Origin of the sequence: Exiguobacterium sp. s145 (assembly GCF_018618835.1) — a bacterium.
In the GTDB taxonomy this organism is placed as follows: Bacteria; Bacillota; Bacilli; order Exiguobacteriales; family Exiguobacteriaceae; genus Exiguobacterium_A; species Exiguobacterium_A artemiae.
On the sequence record NZ_JACSMV010000002.1, the window covers coordinates 153,502 to 175,997 of the forward strand.

Below are 22,496 nucleotides of genomic sequence, written 5' to 3' on the forward strand. Positions count from 1 at the left end.
GGTTTCGGTTTGAATCTTTCGTCTAACTTGTGTCTTTTCAGTACCTCACCGCACATCACGCAACGGTTGAAGCACTTCGTTGTTGCCAGTGTCGTCCTATACTAAATGTATAGAAACGCGTGTTTTGTGTAATGAAGGAGTGACTGATCATGGAAGAAGTCAATTTACTCGTTCTTGCCACGCAGTATATGTTTTGGGTCGGATTCGTCGGAATGGCCGCCGGGACACTCTACTTTTTAGTCGAACGGAATTCACTGGCACCGGAATACCGCTCCACCGCTACCGTCGCTGCACTCGTCACCTTTGTCGCGGCCATTCATTATTACTTTATGAAAGATGCCGTCGGAACGTCCGGTCTGTTGTCAGAAATCGACGGTTTTCCAACAGAAATCCGTTATATCGACTGGCTCGTCACGACGCCTCTGTTGCTCGTCAAGTTTCCATTGTTGCTCGGTCTGAAAGGTCGGCTCGGCCGGTGCTTGCTGACGAAACTCGTAATCGCTGACGTGATCATGATTGTCGGCGGCTACATCGGCGAATCCTCAATCAACATCGCCGGCGGTTTCACGCAACTCGGACTGTGGTCGTATCTGATTGGATGTTTCGCCTGGATCTATATCATCTATCTGCTGTTTACGAATGTCACGAAAGCTGCGGAAAACAAACCGGCTCCAATTCGCGATGCTCTTCTGAAAATGCGGTTGTTCATCCTGATCGGTTGGGCCATCTATCCGATCGGTTACGCTGTCACGTTGTTTGCGCCGGGAGTTGAAATCCAGCTCGTCCGCGAATTGATTTACAACTTTGCCGATTTAACGAACAAGGTCGGGTTCGGTTTGATTGCCTTCTTCGCCGTCAAAACGATGTCGTCGCTATCGTCTTCCAAAGGAAAAACGCTGACGTCCTGAACGGATGTTTGAAACAGTTCCGCCTCGCGGTGGACTGTTTTTTTGATTCTTTTCATTTTTCCAAGTGCTTAAACTCATGGTAATCACTTTTACTGGAAAACCCGACCAGTTCGACGCGTCCGTTGCGATTAACATTGTACTCATACGCAGCATCCGGTTCATTTTGAAAAACAACGGTTATGAAATAAGGATTGACGTGCTGATATCCTTCTTTTTGAAAGGGTACGGTCGAAATCGTCCACTTTTCACCCGGAAACTCTTTCGCAAGATACGGTTTGACGGCTGCTACATTTTCCTGAATCTCTGCTTTGATGTCCTCATCATCCGGCTGACTCATTATTAAAAAACTGCCGAACATCAGACAGAGCACTCCTGCCGTCATCAAAGCCAGCATACGTTTTTTTCCCGTCTTCACAAAGCCGAACACGACAATCGGAAGCACAATCAAACCGAATACCCCGTAAAGAATCCATTCAATGAGTTCATGTGGTCCCATATCCGTAGCCTCCTTTTTTCACTATTTCTATAGTTATTACTGTTCACTACTTCAAATCCCTTCTTTTTCCATCAAAAAACAGGTATCCGTTTTGGATACCTGCCTGATTTATTACACGTTAAAACGACTCGACAACCGTTTTAAGTCTTCTGCCATCGTCGCCAGTGATTGTGACGCGGACGAGATTTCCTGCATCGAGGCCATCTGTTCTTCCGTCGAAGCCGAGATGTTCTCGGTTCCGGCGGCCGTACTTTCCGTCACACCTTGAATCTCACGCATGATTGCGGAAATCTGTTCACTGCCGGCCGCCATTTCCTGGACGGCTCCCGACACTTCTTCGACCTGCCCCGTCACGTCACTGATTGACCGTTCGATTGCTTCAAAGGAAGCACTCGCCTCGCCGGCAACCTGAATGCCGTTCGTCATTTCCGTCGTGACTTTTTCCATCGAAACAACCGACTGTTCCGTTTCCTGACGGATGACTTGAATCAGACCCTCGATTTGTTTCGCCGCGAGTGCCGACTGTTCGGCAAGCGTCTTGACTTCCGCTGCGACGACGGCGAATCCGCGTCCCTGTTCACCGGCCCGGGCCGCCTCAATCGCTGCATTCAGTGCGAGCAGGTTCGTCTGCGCCGCAATGCCCGTGATCGAATCGGTGATTTGTCCGATCTCCTGCGACCGGTTTCCAAGTCCGACGATGACGTGACCCAGTTCCGTAAAGTCGGTGTTAATCCGTTCCATCTGTTGACCGAGCTGACGGACGACCTGTCCGCCGTGAGTCACTTTCTCCATCGCGTCACCCGTCGCGTCCGTCATCTGTTGGGCATTCCCGGCAACCTGACTGACGCCGGACGTCAAGTCCTGAACGGTCCGCGATGCACCGGATACCTGATTTAATTGTTGGCTGGCACCGCTCGCGATTTCTTCCATCGTCACGGCAACCATTTCCGTCGCTTTTGTCGTCGCTTCCGCGTTCGTACTTAATTCGTCCGATGCTGTCGCGACATGTTTCGACGTATCCGTCATCTCAATGATGACGTGATGGAGCTGCTCTGTCATCGTGTTGAATGATGTCGTCAATTGACCGAGTTCGTCTTTTGAAACGTAATCGCCACGGACAGACAAATCGCCTTTACCCGACTGCTTCATCCATCCTTGAAGGGAACGGATCGGTTTTGTGATCAGACGCGTGATATAGATTGCAAGACCGGCAAACAACAATACGGCCAGGAGGAAAATCCCGAGCATGATGTAAAACGCTGTCTGCTTTTCCTGCTGGTTCAATGCGTTGATGTCTTTCGACTGTTTCGTCATCGACATCATCAGGCTTTTCGCCGTATTGGCCACTTCGTCCCGTGTTTTCTCGAGACTTTCCGAATAGAAGCGGTAGCCTTGTTCTTCATCGCCCTGTGTGACCAGGTCCTGAATCGTACTCAAGCCGTTATCGTAAGCGAGGACACTGTCCTTCAGGTTCTCGACTTGTTTTTCTGATTGTTTCGTCGGTACAGATGTGCGTTCAAATTTGTTGAGGGAAGAACGGATTTGCGCTTGCCGTTGATCGATTTGCGCCCCCAGTTCTTCAACCCGGGCCGGATCTTTCGTCAGCATCATCTCGACGAGAAACGAATCAAGCGCCCGCGTATCAATCCGGATTTGCGCCACTTCCTGGATCGGAATCAAGTTTTCTTCGTACATCGCTTTTGATGCATTCGACATCTGATTTAAAAAATAGAGTCCTGCACCGGCTAATAAAATCATTGCGACAATCGCTGTCGCAATCAACAGTTGAATCTTTTTCCGTACTGATAAATTTTTCATTATGTAGACCCCTCCCACCTGTTTATCGGTCGATTACACAAATGATTCAGTCTTTTTCTGTTTTTCATTTTCCGGATGTGTTGTGCCAAGCCCTTGATTACGACAGGAGGTGACAGATTCGATATAATCAGAATCATACAGAAACAAAAGGAGTGAAGTTTGTGCAGTCTGTCTCGAACGAAATCACGCAGTTTCGCGGAACACACTATGACTTCGGCCGCGAACAGGGCCGTTATGTGAAACGAAATGAATTGTTGCATAACCGTGAAGACAATTGGAAAATCCGGGTCCCCCGTTTTCAGGTCGACCCTGTCGAAACGAAAGAGATGTTTCTCCGCTATGCCCCGTACATTTGGGACGAGTTACTCGGATTACAGGACGAACTCGAATTATCGCTCGCCGATACGTTGCTCCATTTTGGTCATTACCGCGTCGAAGGACCAAGCAGCGGCTGTTCCATCATGACGGGCGATAACTTCTTAGTCCGCAATTATGATTATCATCCGATGACATACGACGGACGTTTCTCTGTCTTTCAACCGACGGATGGCGTCTCCGCCATCATCGGACCGGCGTCCCGCGTCACCGGACGAATGGACGGGATGAACGAACATGGTCTTGCGATGGGGTACAATTTCATCAACCGCCGTCGTCCGGGCGACGGCTTCGTCAGTTTCATGATTGGGCGGATCATCCTCGAGACATGTACCTCGATTGAAGATGCGATTTCGCTCGTCAAAGAGATGCCGCACCGGGGATCTTTCAGTTATGTCGTCCATGACCGGTCGAACCGGTCATTCGTCATCGAAGCGACAGCCCGCGACATCGAAGTCCGGGAGACGAATCTCTGTACGAATCATTTTGATCTGCTGCAACACGAAAATCGGTTCCATCTCGACGATTCAAAACGCCGGATGATGGAACTGAAAACGCATCAGCATTTGATTCAGGATGCGGAATCGGCATTCCGTCTGTTAAACGATTCCGATAAAGGGGTCTTCTCCGAGTTGTACAGTCACTGGGCAGGCACGATTCATACGTCAGCCTATTTCCCGACCGACATGAAAGTCTGGTTCGCTCTCGGCGGTGATCAAGAGCCGGTTACGTTTGATTTTAAAGATTGGCTGGCCGGAAACGATTTTATGTCAACGCACATCCATGGTGAACTCGAGACCGATATCCAGTTCGCAAACACCCTTCAAACGTGGCGCTGAAGACAACAAAACACCTCTGTGCATCGATTTTTCGGATGCACAGAGGTGTTTTTCAGTCGATTGTTTTGGTCATATGTAAGTCTGTCGTGACAAATCCGGTCGTTTCATAGAGATGAATCGCCCGCGTGTTATGCGCAAAGACATGCAATTTGATTTTTTTAATGTTCATCCGTCGGGCGACCTGCTCCAGTACTTCCATCGCTTGCCGTCCGTACCCTTTCCCTTGATAGCCTTCTTCGATTTTGAAATCAAAGATAAAGGCGGTTCGACCGTGCGTCGATTCACTTAATTGAAACCAAATCATACCGACCGGCGGCTGTTCGGGATCGTCAACGATCGAAAACAGATAATGCTGTTTCGTCTGGATACCGTCCGGTAATAATTGGCCGTACTCGGCGGCTGACCGGTCAAGCGCTTCCACCTCTGCCCATGTCCCGGCTTTGACTTTCTCCTCGGCATATTCTTTGATGGCTTCCGGTAAGTATGCAGCATAGGCCGCTTCTGTCATTTTCATGAATTGAACCATTCCGTGGCACCTCCTGCTTTAATTCATTTGCTGATTTTGTACGGATGATACGCACGTGCCGGACCAATCTTTTGCGAGCATCGCATAAACGGCAATATCATGATATGACCCGTACAAAAGCTCCGCGTCACGCAGAATCCCTTCTTGCTGAAAACCTAAACGCTCCGGTATCTTCCGGCTTCGTGTATTGCCGACCGCACATTCGTTGACGACCCGGTTCAGTTGTAATGTCGTAAAACAATAGTCTGTGATAAATGCGACGACAGTCGTCATCAATCCTTTACCGCGTCCGTTCCCGGTCAAATAATACCCGATCGACGTTTGCCGTAACGTCTGATTGATTTCGTGTAAGGCGATCGTCCCGACGAGTTCGCCCTCAAAATAGATCCCGCAGGCAAAGCCGTTGCCGTTCGCATAGTCCGTCAACCAGGCCGGAATGATTTCGTTCCGGTAGATGTCGGGTCCGGTCGCCCCGTCGACCCAGCGTAGCCATTGCCGCAAGTGGTCCCGGTTGGCGTCAATCAACGCATACAACGCGTCGGCGTCCTGGCGTTCGATTAATTTTAAGCTCAATTGATCGGTAATATGGTGCATGAACATCTGTTGTCACTCCTTATGTAACGTCTAAAGCTATACTTTAGACGTGGACGCTTAAAATACCTGCTTGAGAATCTGTTGTTGGCTCGATTGCGACAAATTTTTATGAATGACCTGTTTGGGTTTGGTCGTTAGGGCCTGCTCGAGGAAGTTCGCTTGCGATCGTTCGCCGATGACGATGATCTGCTCCCAACCGAGCGACCGGTTCAATTTTTCGACCTCTCCTGACAATTCCCGGTAAAACCGTTCTGCCTGCTGTTCGACCCGATTGCGGAAATCGTCCGTCTGATTGCTGCTCGAAGCGCCACTTCGTCCGCTTCTCCCCTGATAACGCCGCCATTGCCCGGTATCGAGATCCAGTTCGTACTCGTGCGTCGCGTCCACTTCACCAAGGCGGACGTCGAGGACAGTCGCGGAATCGAGATGCGTCAGTACGATCCCGGTCCGTGGGAATTGTTGATCAAGAACTTCGAGTTGATTGAGATTCGGTTTGCTATAATAACTGATTTCATCCGTCACATCAAGCTGTAACAAATACACTTCCTGAAGCGAATCATCACTTGAGACAAAGGCGACGATACTCCGGAGCAACCCTGTCCGCTGATTGTTAATCGCTTGTTCCAGTTTCGTAAAGACGCTTTCAACGGCTTTTTTATCCTCCTGTTCCGTCAAAAGACGTTTCTTCTCATTCCGTAAAATCGTCTCCCACTGATTCCGTTTATCCGGTGCCGTGCTCAGATACACCGACAAGACTTGCGTCGACTCGTCAAATTCCTTTAACCGTTTGATATCTTCTCCAAGTCCCATGAAAATGCCCCCTTTAATAAATGAATGACGCTAAAATACCGGTGATAAAGACGGATGTGATCGTGACCGTCGAGAAGCCGGCAACGACCATTTCAGTAAAATTTCATCTTCAATGATCTGGACCTCATCTTCCGTCTCTCCAATATTTTTTGCTGCTTGCTGACTGAGAATCAATGTACCGGGAAAACCATATAGTGACGTCAAATCGATTGCAATCGCCATCGGGTACGAGTAACCGAGGAACTTCCCGGCAAGCATCGAAAATAGGACAATCCCGAGCACACCGAGAATGAAGGCAATCAACAGTGGCACAAACAGTTCGACGAGGTCCGCAAATGAGGTCGTAGCGAGCGGTCCGAAGTTGATCAACAAAATCGCGAGCATCATCAAACCGTACGCGTCAATTCCGTTTAAGACGTTTGGTTTCAAGACACCGGTCGCCCGTAAGGCAATCCCGAGTAATAAGGCAATGACAAACGTATTCAGCCATCCGTTCGTTAAACCGCTGAGAAACGACGAGACGACGAGACGATGACACCGACGACGAACAACGTGCCGGCCGTCGTCTGGAACGGCTCCGGCGAAATCGTCTGTTTCTCGGATGTTTCGGCCTGGTCGATGGCTGCTTTTCGTGTAATGCTGCCATCACGGACTCCGTCGCGGATCCGCAACCCTTCCTTGCGCAGAATGACCGACGTCAGTGGAAAACCGATCAACCCTTGCAAGGCGGCAATCAAGACCGGAAAGACGGCGACCGAGATCAATCCGGCATTCAACGCTTGTTCCTGAACGATGATGACGAAAATCGTTCCGCCCCTTTACTATTTGTCGCAATGACGGTCGGACATTTGATGACAAAATGAGAATTTTAACGATGAATTATATAAGGAGTGTTTTATTATCCTTTCTAGTGTAAAAAATGATCGTCATCACCTTTACAATTTGGGAAATTGGCAAAGAGGAAAATAGAGGTACCCGGTCTAATTTCAAAACCGGACATACATACTGAATGTTTAGGATAGAGGTTAGTTATCTAAATCGTCTCAAAAGCACTCTCTTTATTCATAAAGATGATCAAATTAGTCATTAAAGTAGTTCTAATAAGAGTTACCCAATTATTCTGACGATTAAAACAATGTTAAATTTTTACATCATTATTCTATTTTTTAAAAGTTAGTCATGAGTAAGTAAAGTGCTGTTTAAATAAAAGGAGATATACTTCAAAAATTTGAAATATATCTCCTAAGTAGAACCATTATTAATATTTAGACAGATGACTTCTCTTGTGTACCTCTTTCATCTGACGGTTTTTTAATAACCATTCATGGAAAAAGTATTCGACTACTGCTGTAACTAGACCAGTATACAGACCAGCAAGAGCAATGGATTTGGTATATTCCCCTTGTACTGTCCCTGTAAAAAACCACGTTAGTAGAAAAACAAGCCCAAAATCCGCACTTGTAGCTATAAGATTTCCAGCTTTTCGTAAAATGACATAATCACCAAGTAGATAGGCAATAATTCCAATTGCGAGTGCCATCCAAACAGAGTGATACCATTCTATATCAAAACCTACCGTTAAAATGAGCAAAAATATAATTAACAGTGCGGCAACTTAACCATCAATGCCTTGCCATGACTCCAATTCATATTGCCATCCCCATTTCAATCAAATCATCATATAATGCGAATGAGCCGGTTTTTTTTCCGGCTCATTTCTTTTAGTTATAAAAATCTCCGTTACCTCTCAATATTTCATATGCCACAAAAAACTTAATAATTAATTGTTGGATTGATTTTTCTGACCGCCTTTTTGCCCGATCTCTTCAAAGTGTTCTCGATCATGATTTTCAGCGTTTGCTTGACCACCTTTTTGTCCGATCTCTTCAAAGTGTTCTCGATCATGATTTTCAGCGTTTGCTTGACCACCTTTTTGTCCTGCTTCTTCACGACTCATTTTGTTATTGTCCGCCATGATTGAATTCCTCCTTTAAATTTTTAATGATCGTACATGTTCTATGTACCCCATACATATACTTTTAATACATGTTTAAGTGTTACAGATTTTTTACAATTTTATAAATACCCTCTTTCACGAAAATCTCTTTAAACATTTTTCCAAACATTTTTCCTGATTTTTATCTTTTTAAACAATTTCCCCACCGTAAAAAAGAAAAAAATTAATCGTTCAAGAATTTAGCTAAAAAACTTTTTTTATATTTTAAGTAATTAGATTTTGATTACTTACGCGTTAACAAAATCCTATTACTCTCTTTCTTTTTTCGCGAATTAATAATTAATATCTGAAAGGAATCAGATTTCGTACAAATTTTTAATAACATGTGTAAAATAAGTATGTTTTCTGATACGATATTATAAATTGTTTCAATTTATTTACTAGTCACTAATTTAATTTTTAGGAAGAGGTAATCATGAAGTCGATTTCAAAAAGTTTAAATCGGAAGTTTTTAGGTTTGATGCTGTTAAACTTTTTAATATTTTTAACTGTTACTACAATCACTTCTTTTTTATCGATTAAACAGATTGAAAAAAATCATGCGGTGTTATCAGAATATACCGAACAAAAAGTAGAAGCCCGACACTTGTGGACCCAATTACAACAAATGAACATAAATATTCAAGCTTCAATGTTAGATAAAAAAATCGACACTCAGAAGTTAAATCAAAAATTAGATAAAATCAACCATCAACTAGAACTATTTTCTCGTAAAAACACTTCTCAACGTTCGCAATCGTTTATTGATTCTGCACGACAGCTTTCGTCCCATTATGCCCTAGTACTGATTCCTCTCGCGAAGCTCTATACAGAAGAAAATAACGATACCGAAGGGCTAGAAACTATTTTACAGGATAGAAATATCCCTTATACGGTTCGGAATATCGGAAATGACCAATCGACGTTTGCAATCGATACTCGTTTTTTTTTAGAAAATACGAACAAATCGGTTGAATCTTATTTTCAAAGCATACACAACCAGGAAAAGCAGGACCAAAAACGTTTAGAAACCAAAACACGCATGGCATTATGGGGCTCCTTTGCTTTATTAGTCGTTATTTTTGCTATTTTAAATGGTTGGACGTTTAAATTGATTGATCGTTTAAGAACAGATCTCGTACGTCTCATCCGTCAAACTAAAAATCCATATACACTCACTTCGGTTCCCTTATTGAATAGACAGGATGAACTTGGTTCACTTGGAAATGCATTGCAACAAATGATGGCGATGTTATCTTTTCAGCAATCCCAAACGAATCAAATAAATGACAGGCTCATTGCTAGTAATCAAGAACTTCAGCAAATTTTAGCTGATAAAAACCGATCACAAGAACAATTACAGTTTCAAAATGAATTTGCTCGAAGATTATTAAAATATGATGCACCGAACTGCATTCATGGACTTGTTGAGGATATCGCGCATCACCTCCAAATAGAGGAAGTTGCCTTAACATTGTTGATGCCGCAACACGAACTTATCGCATTTCGGTCGACTGCCGAACGGCTTATTCCCGAAAAAATCCGGATTGATTTAGAGAAGCAAGCAGAACAGTTTCAATCACCTCAAGTCTGGATGCATCAGCAGCGAAAAATTTGGGCAATTCCTCTGCTAGATTCTAAAGAAACTGTTCCATTTGCTGTTTTCACGTATATTGAACCGCTTAGTATGGATGCTCAGACGATTTTTGCACTCTCAAATATCTTGTCACTTGGTGTCTTACGTGTACAGAATATGCGGAAATTATAATGAAGATAAGTTGAAGACGCAACGCATTTTAAATAGTTTACGTGAGGCAATTATCTATGTGGACTTATCGGCCGGGCAGCTCATTCACAACAGGGCACTTTCCAACCTTTTTCCGGAACTCTCTGATTTACCAGAAGATACTCAAGAATTAGCATCCATTACGAAAGTGATGGAACGTCTCATTGTAGACCATCAAGCTCTTTCACTGTATATGGATGAGGTAAGGCGTCACCTTGAAGTCGGGCTTCCGATTGCCACACAAGATTTTGAAATCAGACAGAATCGATACGTTCGGCTTTATACGGAGATACTAGACGACCAACGAGGTCTCATTTTTGTATTCCGAGAACGCACAGCGGAAGTTGAGACCATTCAAAAGGAGAAATCGTTCATTTCGATGATTTCACATGAATTACGGACTCCTTTAGCTTCAATCGAAGGATTCAGTGAATTGATGATTCACCGAAAACTGCCTCCTGATAAACAATTAAAATACTTAAAAACTGTCAAAACCGAAGCCCAACGGTTGGGACATCTTGTATCTGAATTTCTTGATTACCAACGAATGAGTCATCAGAAAGAAAAATATCATTTTGAGCCATTTGATCTTTCAAACTTAGTGGTGGAAATTGTTGATTGGATGAACATTTCTGTTCCTTCTCACCAAATTATATTTGATACGAAACATAAGAAGTGTAAAATCCTCGCCGACGAAGACAAAATCCGTCGGCTGTTGATCAATCTAATAAATAATGCAGTCAAGTATTCTCCCGACAATCCGCGGATTGACGTTTTGCTGGATTGTAGTCCGGAAGAAGTTGTTGTAACAATCAGTGATAATGGTCTAGGCATTCCCAAAAAAGATATTCCGCACCTGTTTGATTCGTATTACCGGGTGGATCATCAGGAGCATAAAAAAATACAAGGTACAGGACTTGGTCTGCTGATTTGTAAGGAAATTGTTGATGCTCATGGTGGTCAGATTTCTGTTTCCTCAGAAGTAAACAAAGGAAGCGATTTTTTAATTCGCTTACCTTTGAAACACACTCAATAAAAAGCGCCATTTCTGGATCAATCAATTTATTTTCGAAGAACATAATCAATTAGGAAGTGAAAATGAATGGAAAAAGAGTTGGATCGTATCGTCAGTTGTATGAATCAAGATTATCAATATCAGCGGATTTCATTTTCCGGGTTAGTTTTAAAAAAAACAAGTCCGAGCATCCTGTTGATACAAGATCATATCAAGCGAGAGATCAATGAGCCGTTGTATCAATATCCGGATTTTGTCTCTGAAATCGAAAATGTGTTGCGGCGGTGTTTCATTGATGTTCGGGGTAAGATGGAATCGGAAGAGCCAACTGAAATTTTTATTTCAAAGGCACAACTGTATTCCCCTTATCACTATTTAGTGACATTTCTTTAAAATCGTCGAACTGGAGTTTGAAAACAGACGTGAACGTCAAATTATATATTATTTATCACTTTAAATAATCGAAGGAGAGTTTTCTGATGCTACAGTATTTTTCTGGTACTTTTGAATGTGCAAGAAGCCGTTTTATCGAAGATTCTCATTATTTTTTGAAATCAAGTTACCCTGAAATAGATCATTCCATTTTCCGTCAAACGGCAGACACTCAGTCAGATTTGATTCATGCAAAACGAGAAGGCAATCAAACTTTGCTAGTATTGAGTAGTGGCTTACATGGAATCGAAGGGTATACAGGTAGCGCCATGCAACTACGTTTTCTTGAATATCATTTGTCACATCTTGATACAGGTACAGTTGATCTGTTGCTGCTTCATGGCATCAATGCATATGGCATGAAGCACCATCGGAAAGAATCAGACAAAAACATTAATTTTAATCGAAATGCCATAGAAGACTGGACAGACGCCGATTTATCGAATCCTGAATTCAAAAAAAGTTCTGATCTATTTGTTCCAAGAAGCGTCACAGGTAGCAAATTAGAGTATTTTCCGTTTCTGTTTAAGACAATTAAACACCTTGTACAGTTAGGTCCTAAGCGGTTTATGAAAGGTGCCACATTAGGCCAGTTTGAATTTCCGGCAGGCTTTTATTACGGAGGACCAGCACCGGATCCTTATTTCCATCAAATTCTTACCCAACTGACAAATCGATTTTCAGCCTATACGCACATCTTGTTTCTAGATTGTCATACCGGATTTGGTCATCAAGCTGAAGTACAGTTGGTCATGTCGTCTGAAGATCCGATGCACTCAAAAGATGTAAAAAAAATATTCCACTACCCGATTGTAGAAAACCCGAGAGAACAACAATTTTACAAAATTGAAGGAGAATGGCTCAATTGGATGTATCGTTACACAAAACAACAGAACCTTGGATTCATGGGGTTTACTGTAGAATGTGGAACCGTCGGAAAAGGACCGATCGGGCTTTTACGCTCCTTAAAAGCAACGATCGATGAAAGTCGTCTCTTTGCCGGGCGAGCCGAGTGTGCACCTGCCATCCGAAAACGATTTGATGAACTCTATATTCCTTCAAGTAAACAATGGCGAAAACAAGTTTTAAAAGAAGCTGATCTTATCTTTGAACAGATGGTACAATTTATTAATGATCCTTCAAATCACACTTTGATGAAGTAAAATCTTAGCTCTGATTAAAATATGAAAAAAAATAGAGACGATTATCTTTCAATGATCGTCCCTATTTCACCCTTAAAATTACTTTTATATAGTAATGCTATCTTATAAATCAAGTAAATCAAGTAAATCAAGTAAACAAGCGTTATAATCAGTTTCCCTTTGAAGGTTCGAATGTTTTTGCTTCGTTCTCGATATACGTTTTTATGAAAAAACCTTCTGTTTCTGACCACTCCGCATATAAAATTTTTGATGTATCTTCGTAGCCCTCTTTTTTCAGCTCCTCATATAACCAGGCAATGGATTTTCCAACATGATAAAGAATATTCTTATTAATTTTCCCTTCATCTATAAATAAATAGTTGAGAGTTGAATCTTTTACGCTAATATCAATCATGTCGGCAGTAACAGTATCAGTCCTGGCATACTTTTTTAAACTAATTGCTCCCCCAGGCTCCAAATATAAATCTTTTACATCACGTAATGAGAAAGCTCCCTTTTGACGCAACATAATTCGAAGTTGCTCCATTTCAATATGATTTCGATTTAGTTCATCCAAATTCAACTTTCCATCTTTCATTAAAATCGAAGCTTCACCTTTAAAAAAAATTCGGACTTTATCGTATTTACGGGAAAAGAACTCTATTAAAAATAACATAACGCTCCATATAGAGATTGCAAATAAAAGTTCTAATGGTGAAATCGTCTCATCATAAATACTTTCTTCCAGGATTCCGCCCAACACAACCGAATGGATAAAATCGAACGGAGTAAGTTGCGAAATTGTTTTCTTCCCCATAATTCGGGTCACTAATAATAATGCAAACAAACCACAGATTAACTTACTTCCAATCTCTATATAAGTCATTTTCCGCTCTCCTTTAATCTTTTTAAGGGATCTTTTCACTCTATTACTTTTGAATTTGCTTAAGTCTTCCTAAATTTAAATGCTACCTTTTGAACTACTCGGCACTAAAGTACCGAGATTCCTGAGTTATCCGACCTAACGGTCGAAAATTGATCAGGCTAACCCCGTCGTCACGCCGATTGAAGAAGCTAAGATGCGTTTTGCTTCTTGTTTGAGATTCAGTCCTGCCTTCACATCATGGTCGTGGTGTGAACGCAACTTGGGCATGTCCATTCACGCAAATCAAGATGTTTCAAGTCTTTGTGTTGATGTCTGCAACTGGAGGAAAGTTTGACTGGGAGCAAAGGTTTTGCCGACTTTCACGACGGTCTTCCCGTACCATTCTGCCTTGTACTCCACCATGCGGAAGAACGCAGACCAACTGACTTCAGAGATGGACTTTCTTTGGAACAAGAGACATAAGATAAGCCTTTCCTTGTCGCCTTGTAGCTTTCCTCCCGCTTCGCCAAAAAGTGGTTGAAGATGAATCGTGAACACCCGATTGTCTTTGCGATCAGGATTTCCTGCTCTTTATTTGGGTAGATGCGAAATTTGTACGCTTTATGTTTTTTCACCTTGATTTCCACCTCCTTTCGATATGTAGGTAGTCTATACAAAAAAACAAAAAAAGATGTCAAAATGTAGCGTATACCCAAACGGATTAATTTTTCGAAAGATCGAGTGAAAGCGATTGAGTCGTATCAGAAAGAAACATAAATTTCATCCTTTGCTGGAGCAGTTTATGAGTTGATCCGCAAGAGATTGGAGATGTCGAACAGTAGGGACGACTAAAGCAGCCATCCCTTTCTCGAAGCCGATTCATCTCACGACTGAAGTCATAAGTGTTCTCGGCTATTTCATAAATTCTTTTTTAGTATAAGAAGAGGTTTTTTATAGGTATTGAAGATACTTATCGGATCGTGTAAATAACGATGATTGATAGCTCATAAAGATGGGTATTTTATTCATGTATAAAAATTATACCTTTATAAAAATTATACCTTATTCATTATTAAAGGAGGAGTTACTTATGAAAAAAGTGCTTTTAATCGTCTTACTCGTATTGCTTGTATCAGGTCTTGCTGCTGGTGTTTTGTACATGCAAGACAAAGCCAATTCTGACCAAAATCAGGACGGGCGCAAAGTCGTTGAATTCTGGTCGTTTTGGGGATCCGAAACACGTCGTCCCATTATCGAGAAGATGATTGATGATTACAACGCATCCCAAAATGAAGTGCGGGTCAAGCATACGTTCATCCCCTTTGGGGATATTTGGACGAAAGAATTAGCAGCCGTCGCTTCTAAAAATAAAAATGCAATTCCTGATGTCGTCGTAGGTGATATTAACGCCATTCAATTACGGGCGAAGAAACAACAAATTGAACCACTCAATCCATTGTTAGATGTCAAAAAACTTAAAAGTACAACTCATCAAGAGGCTTGGAAAGCCGTGACTACTGAAGATACGTTATATGCAGCTCCATTCACGCTTGATACCCGAATCTTGTTTTATAACAAAAAGATGCTCCGTGCAGCAGGTTTCATGACACCGCCTAAAACGTGGTCAGACTTAGAGAAGATGAATGAAAAAATCACTAAAACTAGTGGTTCGTCCTTTGAACAAGTAGGTTTCCACCCTCTGTTCGGTGTAGGAGCTGATGTTTGGCTAATCAATACAGATGGTCGTAATTATTTAGACAATGGAAAAGTGACCATCAATACACCAGAAGATCAAGCGGCCTTAGAATGGATCAATCGATTTAATCAAAAAATGGGACGAAAAAAAATTGATGTTTTTAAAGCGGAATTCGGAGAACAACAAGCTAATCCCTTCCTCTCACAAAAAGTGGCTATGTATGCAGATGTGCCCACATTTTATACTCAGATTCGGGATTATGCGCCATCACTGGACTTTGGAGTAGTTCCCTTACCGGAAAGAAAAAAAGGAAGCGGTCACTATAGTTGGAGCGGAGGATTTGCGCTCGAAATCCCAAAAGGTGCTAAACATCCAAAAGAAGCGGCGAAATTCATCGCTTATATGACGAGTAAGGAAGCTCAAATGTACTGGGCAGAAAAAAATTATGATCAAGTGGCAAACACCGTAGCAGCACATGCAGTCGTGAACCGACTAGAAGGTGATGCGCAGGATGTCTATCAAGTAGCTGAGACTGCCATGAAGACGACGCTTCTGACTCCGACACCTGTTGAGGTCCCTGATCTTGTGAATTTAGTTAATCCAGAAATCGAAAAAGCAGTCTTAGGAAAATCTTCACCTAAACAAGCTTTACAAAATGCTCAAGAGAAAGTAGAGCAGTCAATGGCAGGTAAAAAAGAATGAAATCCACTTCCTCTTTAAAAAAACAAGATGCCTGGCAAGGATACCTGTTTATCCTGCCATGGCTTGCTGGATTTTTACTATTAACTGCGGGTCCTTTACTTTTCTCCTTGTATGCCAGTTTTACGAATTACGACATGACGTCTCAAATGAGCTTTGTCGGGCTATTCAACTTCAAGCAAATGTTTTTCCAGGATAGTTTATTTTGGGTTTCGTTATTCAATACATTATTTTTCGTTGCCTTCAGTGTTCCCTTGACGACAATAGGAGCGATGTTGCTTGCCATCCTGTTGAACCAAGGAATTCCGGGTCAGCGGGTATTCCGGACAATTTTTTACTTACCTGCTGTTCTCTCCGGGGTAGGTGTCTATTTATTATGGATGCAACTCCTTTCTCCTGCTTCTGGTCTTGTGAATACTTTACTTGGTTACGTAGGAATTGCCGGTCCTGCTTGGTTATCCGATCCTGAATGGACGAAGCCGGCCTTAGTTTTAATGAAAATGTGGTCTGTTGGTGGTAGTATGCTTTTCTACCTGGCCGCCTTACAAAATGTACCCCGGACATTGTATGAAGTTGGTTCCTTGGAAGGGGCGAATGCCTGGCATCGTTTTCGCTACATCACTTTCCCGCTGATCACACCCGTCGTCTTTTTTGACTTAATTACCAGCTTTATCGGAGCATTCCAAATCTTTTCCGAAGCGTATGTGATGAGCGAAGGAGGTAAAGGAGGACCCGTGAACTCGTTACTCTTTTATAATCTGCGCATTTGGCAACAGGCTTTTGAGTCTTATAATATGGGGTATGCGATGGCGATGTCGTGGTTCTTGTTTATCATTATTTTGCTGTTGACTCTCTTTAATTTCAAATGGGCACGTCGATGGGTGCATTATGAAGGTGAACAGCGATGAACAAACAAACCATACGAGGTGGAATCGTGTTTGTCTTTTTATGTATCGTTAGTCTCATCATCTTACTTCCTTTAGGATGGATGGTTTCAACCGCTCTGAAACCAATGGAAGAAATTTTAAGATATCCTCCTACCTTCTTTCCGGAAAATTGGAGATTTGATAATATTCTGGCGACTTGGAAGGCGGCTCCATTCGGTCTCTATTTAGTCAATACGTTATTTTTAACGGTTGTTTCTGTTCTGGCAAGTGTTTTGATTAATGCTTTTGTTGCGTACGGATTTGCCAAGATAAACTTTCCAGGTCGATCATTTTGGTTCATTGCTTTACTCGCTACGATGATGATTCCAGGGTTCGTCACGCTCATCCCGCAATATATTTTATTTTCCAAATTAGGTTGGCTCAATACGTATTATCCACTTATTGTTCCTTATTTTTTAGGAAGTGCATTCTTCATATTTCTTTTGCGCCAATTCTATTTACGAATTCCAAATGAAATGATTGAAGCGGCAAGAATCGATGGGGCAGGACATTTTTACATCTGGTGGCACATCATGCTACCCTTATCAAAACCGGCTTTAGCGACAGTGGCTATTTTTTCTTTTAATGGAGCATGGAATGATTTTTTAGGACCACTTTTATACTTGAATGACGAGACACGCTATACACTTCAGTTAGGGCTTCAAGTTTTTAAAAGTGAAGCGTCTACTCAATGGAATCTATTGATGACAGGATCTTTGTTTGCCCTTCTGCCCGTCATTCTGCTGTTCTTCTTTTTTCAACGCTATTTCATTCAAGGAATGGATTTATCGAGTGGTGACAAAGGATAACAAAAACAACCAAAAAACCACTTTCCTGCCTTCAAAAATCAGGGAAGTGGCTTTTTGTGATTCTCCTAAAAGTATGCTCCGCACGATAACCTACTCTCTCCACTTTTAATCCAACATCAGGATAAATAATTTGGTTTTCGGGGAAAGAACACATATGTCATCCATTAGTAGGAGGAGATTACCTTGTCCGGATTGATTTCCAATCGTTCCTTTCGTATCGGTCTGTTCATCCTGCTTGTACTTGGCATCATCTATATGGCACGACAGGTCGACTTTCTCTTTTATCCGTTACTCGTCCTGTTTACGACCATCTTCACCCCGTTCATCATCGCCGGAATTTTATTTTACCTCTCCGTTGGTTTCGTCGATTCACTCGAACGTCATCTCCGGTCGCGCAAACTGGCGATTTTTATCGTCCTGCTTTTGTTGTTTGCCCTTGTCATTTTGTTTCTCTTGACCTTATTCCCGCTGATCACGAAACAGCTTTTTGCCTTCATCAGTGCCGTCCCCGGTTTTGCTGAACGTCTGTACACACAATCCCTGTCGCTTTATGCCAAATACGGGACGTCGATTCCGTCACTCGAGAGCCAGTTTTCATCGGTCGAAAGTTCGATGAAAAGCGCGACTGCACTCCTCGGGAACGTCTTTTCCTCGATTGCCGGTTCCGTATTTTGGCTGATTCAGTTGATTGCCTCGACCGTTTTCACGTTGTTCATCGCCCTTTTTTTATATGTCTTCATGTTGGTCGACGGAAAAAAATTACCGAACGCGCTCGTCCAGTTCATCCCGATCAGTTACCGCAAGGAAGCCCTGCTGATTTTAAAAGACATGAACGGGACGATCCGCTCCTATGTCCGGGCGCAATTGATCGTCTGTACATTCGTCGGAAGTCTCGCGACACTTGTCCTGTGGTGGCTCGATGTCCCGTATTTCTTACCGCTTGGTCTGTTCATCTTCGCGACGAATATCATCCCGTACCTCGGACCGTTCCTCAGTGCTGCGCCGGCTGTCTTGATCGGCTTCTTGGATGAACCGATCAAAGGATTGTATGTCATCATCGGCATCACGATCGTCCAGCAACTGGATGCCAATGTCATCTCCCCGGCTCGTTCAGGGAAAATCCTTGAAGGTGCATCCGATTACGATTACGGTCGTCCTGCTCGTCGCCGGGCAACTGGCGGGAATTCTCGGTATGTTGCTGGCCGTCCCGTTTTATGCCGTCGCGAAGGTGACGGTGCTCAACATCATTAAGCTCGCGCAACTCCGGAAAATGGCGTTACGGACGGACAAACCAGTTCCGGATCGTGTCCCGGAAGATCCAACCTAACAAGCAAGACAGGATCAGTAGTCCCGGTAACAAGATGACACCGCCATGAGTTGCCCACCATGTCGAAAAGCGGCTCAACAGGCCGTAGGTGCCGAGCCGGTTGACGAGAATCGTCCACAGCAACGCATAGACGCCGGTTCCGGCTAACGTCACGAGCACGTAGGGGCGAAACGGATAGGCGAGCAGTCCTGCCATATAATGAATCGGACGCCGGACACCCGGCAGGAAAAACGACATAGCAATGGCGACCGTTCCTTTCTCCTGCAGAATCACTTCGGCTTTCGCGAGATGTTTATTGGTCAATAACTTTCGAAAGAAGGGAAGTTCGCGAAAAATACGGGGAATGCCGTAAAACAGATTAAAACACACGAAACAGGCGGATAAAAAAATCAGGATAAGTGCTTGATCCTGGCGTAACCAGCTGCTGATTTGGCGGATGACCAACAAATCATCCGAAATCGGGATGAACAAGATACTCGAGATGAACCGGATCCATTCCGAAAACATGCTGTCTCCCCTCCCATCGAAGTCATTCTTTCTGAAAACGAGGTGTTCGTATTGATGGACTATACCCTAATCTTGCCGGTTTTGCTCTATGTTGTCCTGTTTGCCAACGTCGCTGCGGCAATCGCCATCCTGTTTTTCGAACGGCGTGACGTCAGTGCAACCTGGGCCTGGCTGATGATTCTCTTTTTCTTACCCATCATCGGCTTTTTGATTTACTTATTGTTTGGCCGGTCATTGAAACAAGAAACGTTTTATCATGTCCCGGAAGCACGCCGGTTGGCGCGCGAAGAAGAGCTTGTGGCGCAAGCTAACGACGAAGTTCCCCGCGAAGCAACGCTTTACCCGTACCGGAAGTTGATTCAAGCGAACCGTACGTCAGGAGCCCTATTGACAGAAGCAAGCGATGTCCGGACGCTGTTCGACGGTCATCAAAAATTCGATACGTTACTCGCTGACATACAGAGTGCCCAAGTCGAAATCAATATTCAATACTTCATTTTAAAGCGCGATCCGCTCGGCGACCGGTTGTTAAATACTCTCTTCGAACAGGCCAAACGCGGCGTCAAAGTCCGGATTCTTTACGACGCGGTCGGTTCCTGGAAACTAAAAGCGAAGGACTTCGCGGCGTTCAAACAAGACGGCGGTGAAGTCCGCTCCTTCTTCTCTTCGCCGCTCGGCATCTTCAACTTGCGGATCAACAACCGGAATCACCGGAAACTTTGTACGATTGACCGGCAAATCGGTTACATCGGTGGTTTTAACGTCGGCTCGGAATATCTTGGAGAAGACGAACAGTTCGGCTACTGGCGTGATACCCATCTCCGGGTCCTCGGCCCTGTCGTCGAGGAACTCGAATTTCATTTTGAACAGGACTGGGACGCGGCAAGCAACGAACGGACCGATTGGTCGACGGCCCCGATTCCACCGATTGAAGTGACGACGGAACGGGTACAGGTTCAAATCGTGACGTCCGGACCGACCTCGGAAACGGAATACTTGAAAAACATGCTAATTCAGATGATCCATTCAGCAGAAAAATCGATTTATATCCAGTCTCCCTACTTTATTCCCGATGCCAGTTTCATGGATGCCTGCCGGATTTCCTTAGCGTCCGGTGTCTCCCTCAAAATCATGATTCCTAACCAGCCGGATCATCCGTTTGTTTACTGGGCGACATATGCGGCAGTCGGCGAATTGATTCAACACGGGGCTGAAGTCTATACGTATGAGATCGGCTTCATGCATGCGAAGACGATTGTCGTCGACGGGAAAATCGCATCGGTCGGGACGACGAACATCGACGCCCGGAGTTTCCGGTTGAACTTCGAAATGAATGCGATTTTGTACGATACGACGATTGCGGAAGAGCTGGAGTTGCTCTTTTTGTCCGACGTTGCCGACAGTGCCTTGCTGACCCGGGAAAAATACGCTGCCCGTCCGCGGATGATCCACTTTAAGGAAAGTATTTCGCGTCTGTTGTCACCGATTTTGTGACGTTACGAGTAGCTGCAATCGTTTAAATCATAAATTAGCTCATTTTCATGTAAACATGTTCATTTTAATTGTTTTTGACTATGTTTAACTGTTTTAAATCCATATTAATTAGTTCATTTTTGAATAAACATACTCATTTCATCCTAAAATGAGTATGTTTATTCTTTTTGAACACGTTTAAATACGTTATAGTTTAATTAAACATATTCATTTCTTTAATAAATGAATATGTTTAGCTATTAATGAGTCTATTAATGAAAGAGGCGCTACATGTGAGAAACTATACGTATCGTTATTTAAATACCATTGCACTACCGATGGAAACAGTCCGCTTGATCAGCCGGATCAATGAATATAAAGGAAAACAAGATTTATATAAACAACAGGCTCCTCAAATTCTCGATACGTTACGAGACGTAGCTGTCATTCAGTCGACAAAAGCATCGAACGCGATTGAGGGAATTGTCGTTACAGAAAGCCGCCTCCATACCATCATGTCGAAATCAGCCGATCCCGCCGACCGTTCTGAGGCGGAAATTGCCGGTTACCGAGATGTTTTGAATTTAATTCATGCTTCAGCACGAGATATCCCGATCAATGCGAACGTATTATTACAACTTCACAAGGAGCTTTATAAATTCGTTCCCGTCGAGGGTGGACGATGGAAGAATGTCGATAACGAAATCAGTGAATCCTTTCCTGACGGGACACGACGAACACGTTTCGTTCCGGTGCCGGCATTCGAGACTCCTGCCTCAGTCCAGGCATTATGCGATAGTTTGCGTGAGCGACGACAACAAGAAGATGTCGATCCACTTATCTTGACGAGCCTCTTTGTACTCGATTTCTTGTCGATTCATCCATTCAATGATGGAAATGGTCGGATATCACGCTTATTAACACTATTACTACTTTACCAGGAAGGTTTCGAGGTTGGACGGTACATTAGTCTGGAAAAGATCGTCGAGTCGCGTAAAGAAGATTATTATGAATCGCTTCGACTATCCTCTATCCACTGGCATCAGAATCAGCAAGGTCCTTTCCCGTGGGTAAACTACCTGTTGAGCACAATCCTTGCCGCGTATAAGGAACTCGAGGATCGGGTCGGACTGATTACGACCGGCAATCAAAATAAGGCGGGACGAATTCGTCAATTTGTCGAAAGCCGAATCACACCGTTTACGAAAGCGGATGTCCGTAATGCCTGTCCGGATGTCAGCGAAGCCACCATCAATCGGCTTCTGCGTGAACTTCGGGATGAGGGACTCATAAAACCGTCAGGACGTGGACGAGGAGCAAAATGGATCAAAAGATAACCTTGATCTTACCACTCGTCCTAGGATTCTAAAAATGAAAAAGCATCGAGTACACGTGACAATCCCGAATACCTGATGCTTTTCATTTTTTAGGTATTAGATTCAGAGGTGTTCTTCCTT

At 43.5% G+C, this 22,496-nt stretch carries 22 protein-coding genes and 4 pseudogenes; 13 read left to right on the forward strand and 13 right to left on the reverse strand.

Annotated elements, in window-relative coordinates; all coding sequences use genetic code 11:
* The first annotated feature begins 149 nt into the window (after window positions 1-149).
* Window positions 150-908 (forward strand): bacteriorhodopsin, encoded by a 759-nt coding sequence (locus tag KNQ07_RS03770; protein WP_214764874.1) that lies wholly within the window; start codon window positions 150-152, stop codon window positions 906-908.
* Window positions 909-960: 52 nt separating this feature from the next.
* On the opposite strand, the gene KNQ07_RS03775 is transcribed toward KNQ07_RS03770, so the two are convergent.
* Together KNQ07_RS03775 and KNQ07_RS03780 are read right to left on the reverse strand one after the other, a co-directional pair.
* Entirely contained in the window at window positions 961-1,404 is a 444-nt protein-coding gene (locus KNQ07_RS03775; protein ID WP_214764875.1) for a hypothetical protein, read from the reverse strand.
* A 111-nt stretch (window positions 1,405-1,515) separates the two neighbouring features.
* Window positions 1,516-3,222: a methyl-accepting chemotaxis protein gene (locus KNQ07_RS03780; protein ID WP_214764876.1), complete on the reverse strand. Its 1,707-nt coding sequence runs from the start codon at window positions 3,220-3,222 to the stop codon at window positions 1,516-1,518.
* Between the two features lie 161 nt (window positions 3,223-3,383).
* Between KNQ07_RS03780 and KNQ07_RS03785 the strand changes: the two genes are divergently transcribed.
* Window positions 3,384-4,436, forward strand: a complete 1,053-nt coding sequence (locus KNQ07_RS03785) for a C45 family autoproteolytic acyltransferase/hydrolase (RefSeq protein WP_214764877.1) — start codon at window positions 3,384-3,386, stop codon at window positions 4,434-4,436.
* Between the two features lie 52 nt (window positions 4,437-4,488).
* Here KNQ07_RS03785 and KNQ07_RS03790 read toward each other — a convergent pair whose 3' ends face one another.
* The 7 genes and pseudogenes from KNQ07_RS03790 to KNQ07_RS03820 form a co-directional block, all read right to left on the reverse strand.
* Complete coding sequence (locus KNQ07_RS03790; RefSeq protein WP_214764878.1) at window positions 4,489-4,962, reverse strand: GNAT family N-acetyltransferase; 474 nt, start codon at window positions 4,960-4,962, stop codon at window positions 4,489-4,491.
* A gap of 18 nt (window positions 4,963-4,980) precedes the next feature.
* Complete coding sequence (locus KNQ07_RS03795) at window positions 4,981-5,562, reverse strand: GNAT family N-acetyltransferase (RefSeq protein ID WP_214764879.1); 582 nt, start codon at window positions 5,560-5,562, stop codon at window positions 4,981-4,983.
* A 51-nt stretch (window positions 5,563-5,613) separates the two neighbouring features.
* Complete coding sequence (locus tag KNQ07_RS03800; RefSeq protein ID WP_214764880.1) at window positions 5,614-6,366, reverse strand: VLRF1 family aeRF1-type release factor; 753 nt, start codon at window positions 6,364-6,366, stop codon at window positions 5,614-5,616.
* 30 nt (window positions 6,367-6,396) lie between these two features.
* On the reverse strand, window positions 6,397-6,795 hold the full coding sequence (locus KNQ07_RS03805) for a hypothetical protein (protein ID WP_214764881.1): 399 nt from the start codon (window positions 6,793-6,795) through the stop codon (window positions 6,397-6,399).
* A 68-nt stretch (window positions 6,796-6,863) separates the two neighbouring features.
* Complete coding sequence (locus KNQ07_RS03810; RefSeq protein WP_214764882.1) at window positions 6,864-7,142, reverse strand: hypothetical protein; 279 nt, start codon at window positions 7,140-7,142, stop codon at window positions 6,864-6,866.
* A 482-nt stretch (window positions 7,143-7,624) separates the two neighbouring features.
* Window positions 7,625-7,972: a DUF2512 family protein gene (locus KNQ07_RS03815; RefSeq protein ID WP_285801131.1), complete on the reverse strand. Its 348-nt coding sequence runs from the start codon at window positions 7,970-7,972 to the stop codon at window positions 7,625-7,627.
* Window positions 7,973-8,149: 177 nt separating this feature from the next.
* Window positions 8,150-8,341: pseudogene (locus KNQ07_RS03820) on the reverse strand (glucose starvation-inducible protein B); the annotation flags it as partial.
* Between the two features lie 457 nt (window positions 8,342-8,798).
* On the opposite strand from KNQ07_RS03820, the gene KNQ07_RS03825 reads away from it, so the two are divergent.
* The 4 genes from KNQ07_RS03825 (at window position 8,799) to KNQ07_RS03840 (ending at window position 12,758) form a co-directional block, all read left to right on the forward strand.
* On the forward strand, window positions 8,799-10,130 hold the full coding sequence (locus KNQ07_RS03825) for a hypothetical protein (protein WP_214764885.1): 1,332 nt from the start codon (window positions 8,799-8,801) through the stop codon (window positions 10,128-10,130).
* 10 nt (window positions 10,131-10,140) lie between these two features.
* Entirely contained in the window at window positions 10,141-11,184 is a 1,044-nt protein-coding gene (locus tag KNQ07_RS03830; RefSeq protein WP_214764886.1) for a sensor histidine kinase, read from the forward strand.
* 66 nt (window positions 11,185-11,250) lie between these two features.
* Window positions 11,251-11,556 carry a hypothetical protein gene (locus KNQ07_RS03835; protein ID WP_214764887.1) on the forward strand — a complete coding sequence of 102 codons (306 nt, stop codon included), beginning with the start codon at window positions 11,251-11,253 and terminating at the stop codon, window positions 11,554-11,556.
* 86 nt (window positions 11,557-11,642) lie between these two features.
* Window positions 11,643-12,758: a M14 family metallopeptidase gene (locus tag KNQ07_RS03840; RefSeq protein WP_214764888.1), complete on the forward strand. Its 1,116-nt coding sequence runs from the start codon at window positions 11,643-11,645 to the stop codon at window positions 12,756-12,758.
* 148 nt (window positions 12,759-12,906) lie between these two features.
* Here KNQ07_RS03840 and KNQ07_RS03845 read toward each other — a convergent pair whose 3' ends face one another.
* The 3 genes and pseudogenes from KNQ07_RS03845 to KNQ07_RS16090 all read right to left on the reverse strand — a co-directional run.
* On the reverse strand, window positions 12,907-13,623 hold the full coding sequence (locus KNQ07_RS03845; RefSeq protein WP_214764889.1) for a DUF421 domain-containing protein: 717 nt from the start codon (window positions 13,621-13,623) through the stop codon (window positions 12,907-12,909).
* Between the two features lie 153 nt (window positions 13,624-13,776).
* Window positions 13,777-14,064, reverse strand: a pseudogene (locus KNQ07_RS16085) (zinc ribbon domain-containing protein); the annotation flags it as partial.
* Window positions 14,049-14,243, reverse strand: a pseudogene (locus KNQ07_RS16090) (helix-turn-helix domain-containing protein); the annotation flags it as partial. The pseudogenes KNQ07_RS16085 and KNQ07_RS16090, both read right to left, overlap by 16 nt.
* A 449-nt stretch (window positions 14,244-14,692) precedes the next feature.
* Here KNQ07_RS16090 and KNQ07_RS03855 point away from each other — a divergent pair.
* The 5 genes and pseudogenes from KNQ07_RS03855 (at window position 14,693) to KNQ07_RS16095 (ending at window position 19,059) form a co-directional block, all read left to right on the forward strand.
* Window positions 14,693-16,000 carry an ABC transporter substrate-binding protein gene (locus tag KNQ07_RS03855; RefSeq protein ID WP_214764890.1) on the forward strand — a complete coding sequence of 436 codons (1,308 nt, stop codon included), beginning with the start codon at window positions 14,693-14,695 and terminating at the stop codon, window positions 15,998-16,000.
* A complete protein-coding gene (locus tag KNQ07_RS03860) occupies window positions 15,997-16,905 on the forward strand; it encodes a carbohydrate ABC transporter permease (RefSeq protein ID WP_214764891.1) in 909 nt (302 codons plus the stop codon). Before KNQ07_RS03855 ends, KNQ07_RS03860 begins: the two co-directional genes overlap by 4 nt.
* Complete coding sequence (locus KNQ07_RS03865) at window positions 16,902-17,732, forward strand: carbohydrate ABC transporter permease (RefSeq protein WP_214764892.1); 831 nt, start codon at window positions 16,902-16,904, stop codon at window positions 17,730-17,732. The genes KNQ07_RS03860 and KNQ07_RS03865 overlap by 4 nt, the downstream gene beginning before the upstream one ends.
* A gap of 255 nt (window positions 17,733-17,987) precedes the next feature.
* Window positions 17,988-18,779, forward strand: a pseudogene (locus tag KNQ07_RS03870) (AI-2E family transporter); the annotation flags it as partial.
* 43 nt (window positions 18,780-18,822) lie between these two features.
* The gene (locus KNQ07_RS16095) at window positions 18,823-19,059 is read left to right on the forward strand and encodes an AI-2E family transporter (RefSeq protein ID WP_251135855.1); all 237 of its coding nucleotides are present in this window, start codon (window positions 18,823-18,825) and stop codon (window positions 19,057-19,059) included.
* On the opposite strand, the gene KNQ07_RS03875 is transcribed toward KNQ07_RS16095, so the two are convergent.
* Window positions 19,009-19,566: a DedA family protein gene (locus KNQ07_RS03875; RefSeq protein WP_214764893.1), complete on the reverse strand. Its 558-nt coding sequence runs from the start codon at window positions 19,564-19,566 to the stop codon at window positions 19,009-19,011. The two genes, KNQ07_RS16095 and KNQ07_RS03875, sit on opposite strands and share 51 nt — an antisense overlap.
* 54 nt (window positions 19,567-19,620) lie before the next feature.
* On the opposite strand from KNQ07_RS03875, the gene cls reads away from it, so the two are divergent.
* A complete protein-coding gene (cls, locus tag KNQ07_RS03880) occupies window positions 19,621-21,060 on the forward strand; it encodes a cardiolipin synthase (protein WP_214764894.1) in 1,440 nt (479 codons plus the stop codon).
* A gap of 272 nt (window positions 21,061-21,332) precedes the next feature.
* A complete protein-coding gene (locus KNQ07_RS03885; protein ID WP_261966383.1) occupies window positions 21,333-22,376 on the forward strand; it encodes a Fic family protein in 1,044 nt (347 codons plus the stop codon).
* Window positions 22,377-22,496: the final 120 nt, after the last annotated feature.

What these genes read in the sequence shown, in the direction of transcription:
- KNQ07_RS03835 (WP_214764887.1), top strand. Translation starts at nt 11,251, where the DNA reads ATGGAAAAAGAGTTGGATCGTATCGTCAGTTGTATGAATCAAGATTAT.
- KNQ07_RS03845 (WP_214764889.1), bottom strand. Translation starts at nt 13,623, where the DNA reads ATGACTTATATAGAGATTGGAAGTAAGTTAATCTGTGGTTTGTTTGCA.
- KNQ07_RS03840 (WP_214764888.1), top strand. Translation starts at nt 11,643, where the DNA reads ATGCTACAGTATTTTTCTGGTACTTTTGAATGTGCAAGAAGCCGTTTT.
- KNQ07_RS03825 (WP_214764885.1), top strand. Translation starts at nt 8,799, where the DNA reads ATGAAGTCGATTTCAAAAAGTTTAAATCGGAAGTTTTTAGGTTTGATG.
- KNQ07_RS03800 (WP_214764880.1), bottom strand. Translation starts at nt 6,366, where the DNA reads ATGGGACTTGGAGAAGATATCAAACGGTTAAAGGAATTTGACGAGTCG.
- KNQ07_RS03860 (WP_214764891.1), top strand. Translation starts at nt 15,997, where the DNA reads ATGAAATCCACTTCCTCTTTAAAAAAACAAGATGCCTGGCAAGGATAC.
- KNQ07_RS03795 (WP_214764879.1), bottom strand. Translation starts at nt 5,562, where the DNA reads ATGTTCATGCACCATATTACCGATCAATTGAGCTTAAAATTAATCGAA.
- KNQ07_RS16095 (WP_251135855.1), top strand. Translation starts at nt 18,823, where the DNA reads ATGTCATCTCCCCGGCTCGTTCAGGGAAAATCCTTGAAGGTGCATCCG.
- KNQ07_RS03790 (WP_214764878.1), bottom strand. Translation starts at nt 4,962, where the DNA reads ATGGTTCAATTCATGAAAATGACAGAAGCGGCCTATGCTGCATACTTA.
- KNQ07_RS03780 (WP_214764876.1), bottom strand. Translation starts at nt 3,222, where the DNA reads ATGAAAAATTTATCAGTACGGAAAAAGATTCAACTGTTGATTGCGACA.
- KNQ07_RS03875 (WP_214764893.1), bottom strand. Translation starts at nt 19,566, where the DNA reads ATGTTTTCGGAATGGATCCGGTTCATCTCGAGTATCTTGTTCATCCCG.
- KNQ07_RS03855 (WP_214764890.1), top strand. Translation starts at nt 14,693, where the DNA reads ATGAAAAAAGTGCTTTTAATCGTCTTACTCGTATTGCTTGTATCAGGT.
- KNQ07_RS03770 (WP_214764874.1), top strand. Translation starts at nt 150, where the DNA reads ATGGAAGAAGTCAATTTACTCGTTCTTGCCACGCAGTATATGTTTTGG.
- cls (WP_214764894.1), top strand. Translation starts at nt 19,621, where the DNA reads ATGGACTATACCCTAATCTTGCCGGTTTTGCTCTATGTTGTCCTGTTT.
- KNQ07_RS03775 (WP_214764875.1), bottom strand. Translation starts at nt 1,404, where the DNA reads ATGGGACCACATGAACTCATTGAATGGATTCTTTACGGGGTATTCGGT.
- KNQ07_RS03865 (WP_214764892.1), top strand. Translation starts at nt 16,902, where the DNA reads ATGAACAAACAAACCATACGAGGTGGAATCGTGTTTGTCTTTTTATGT.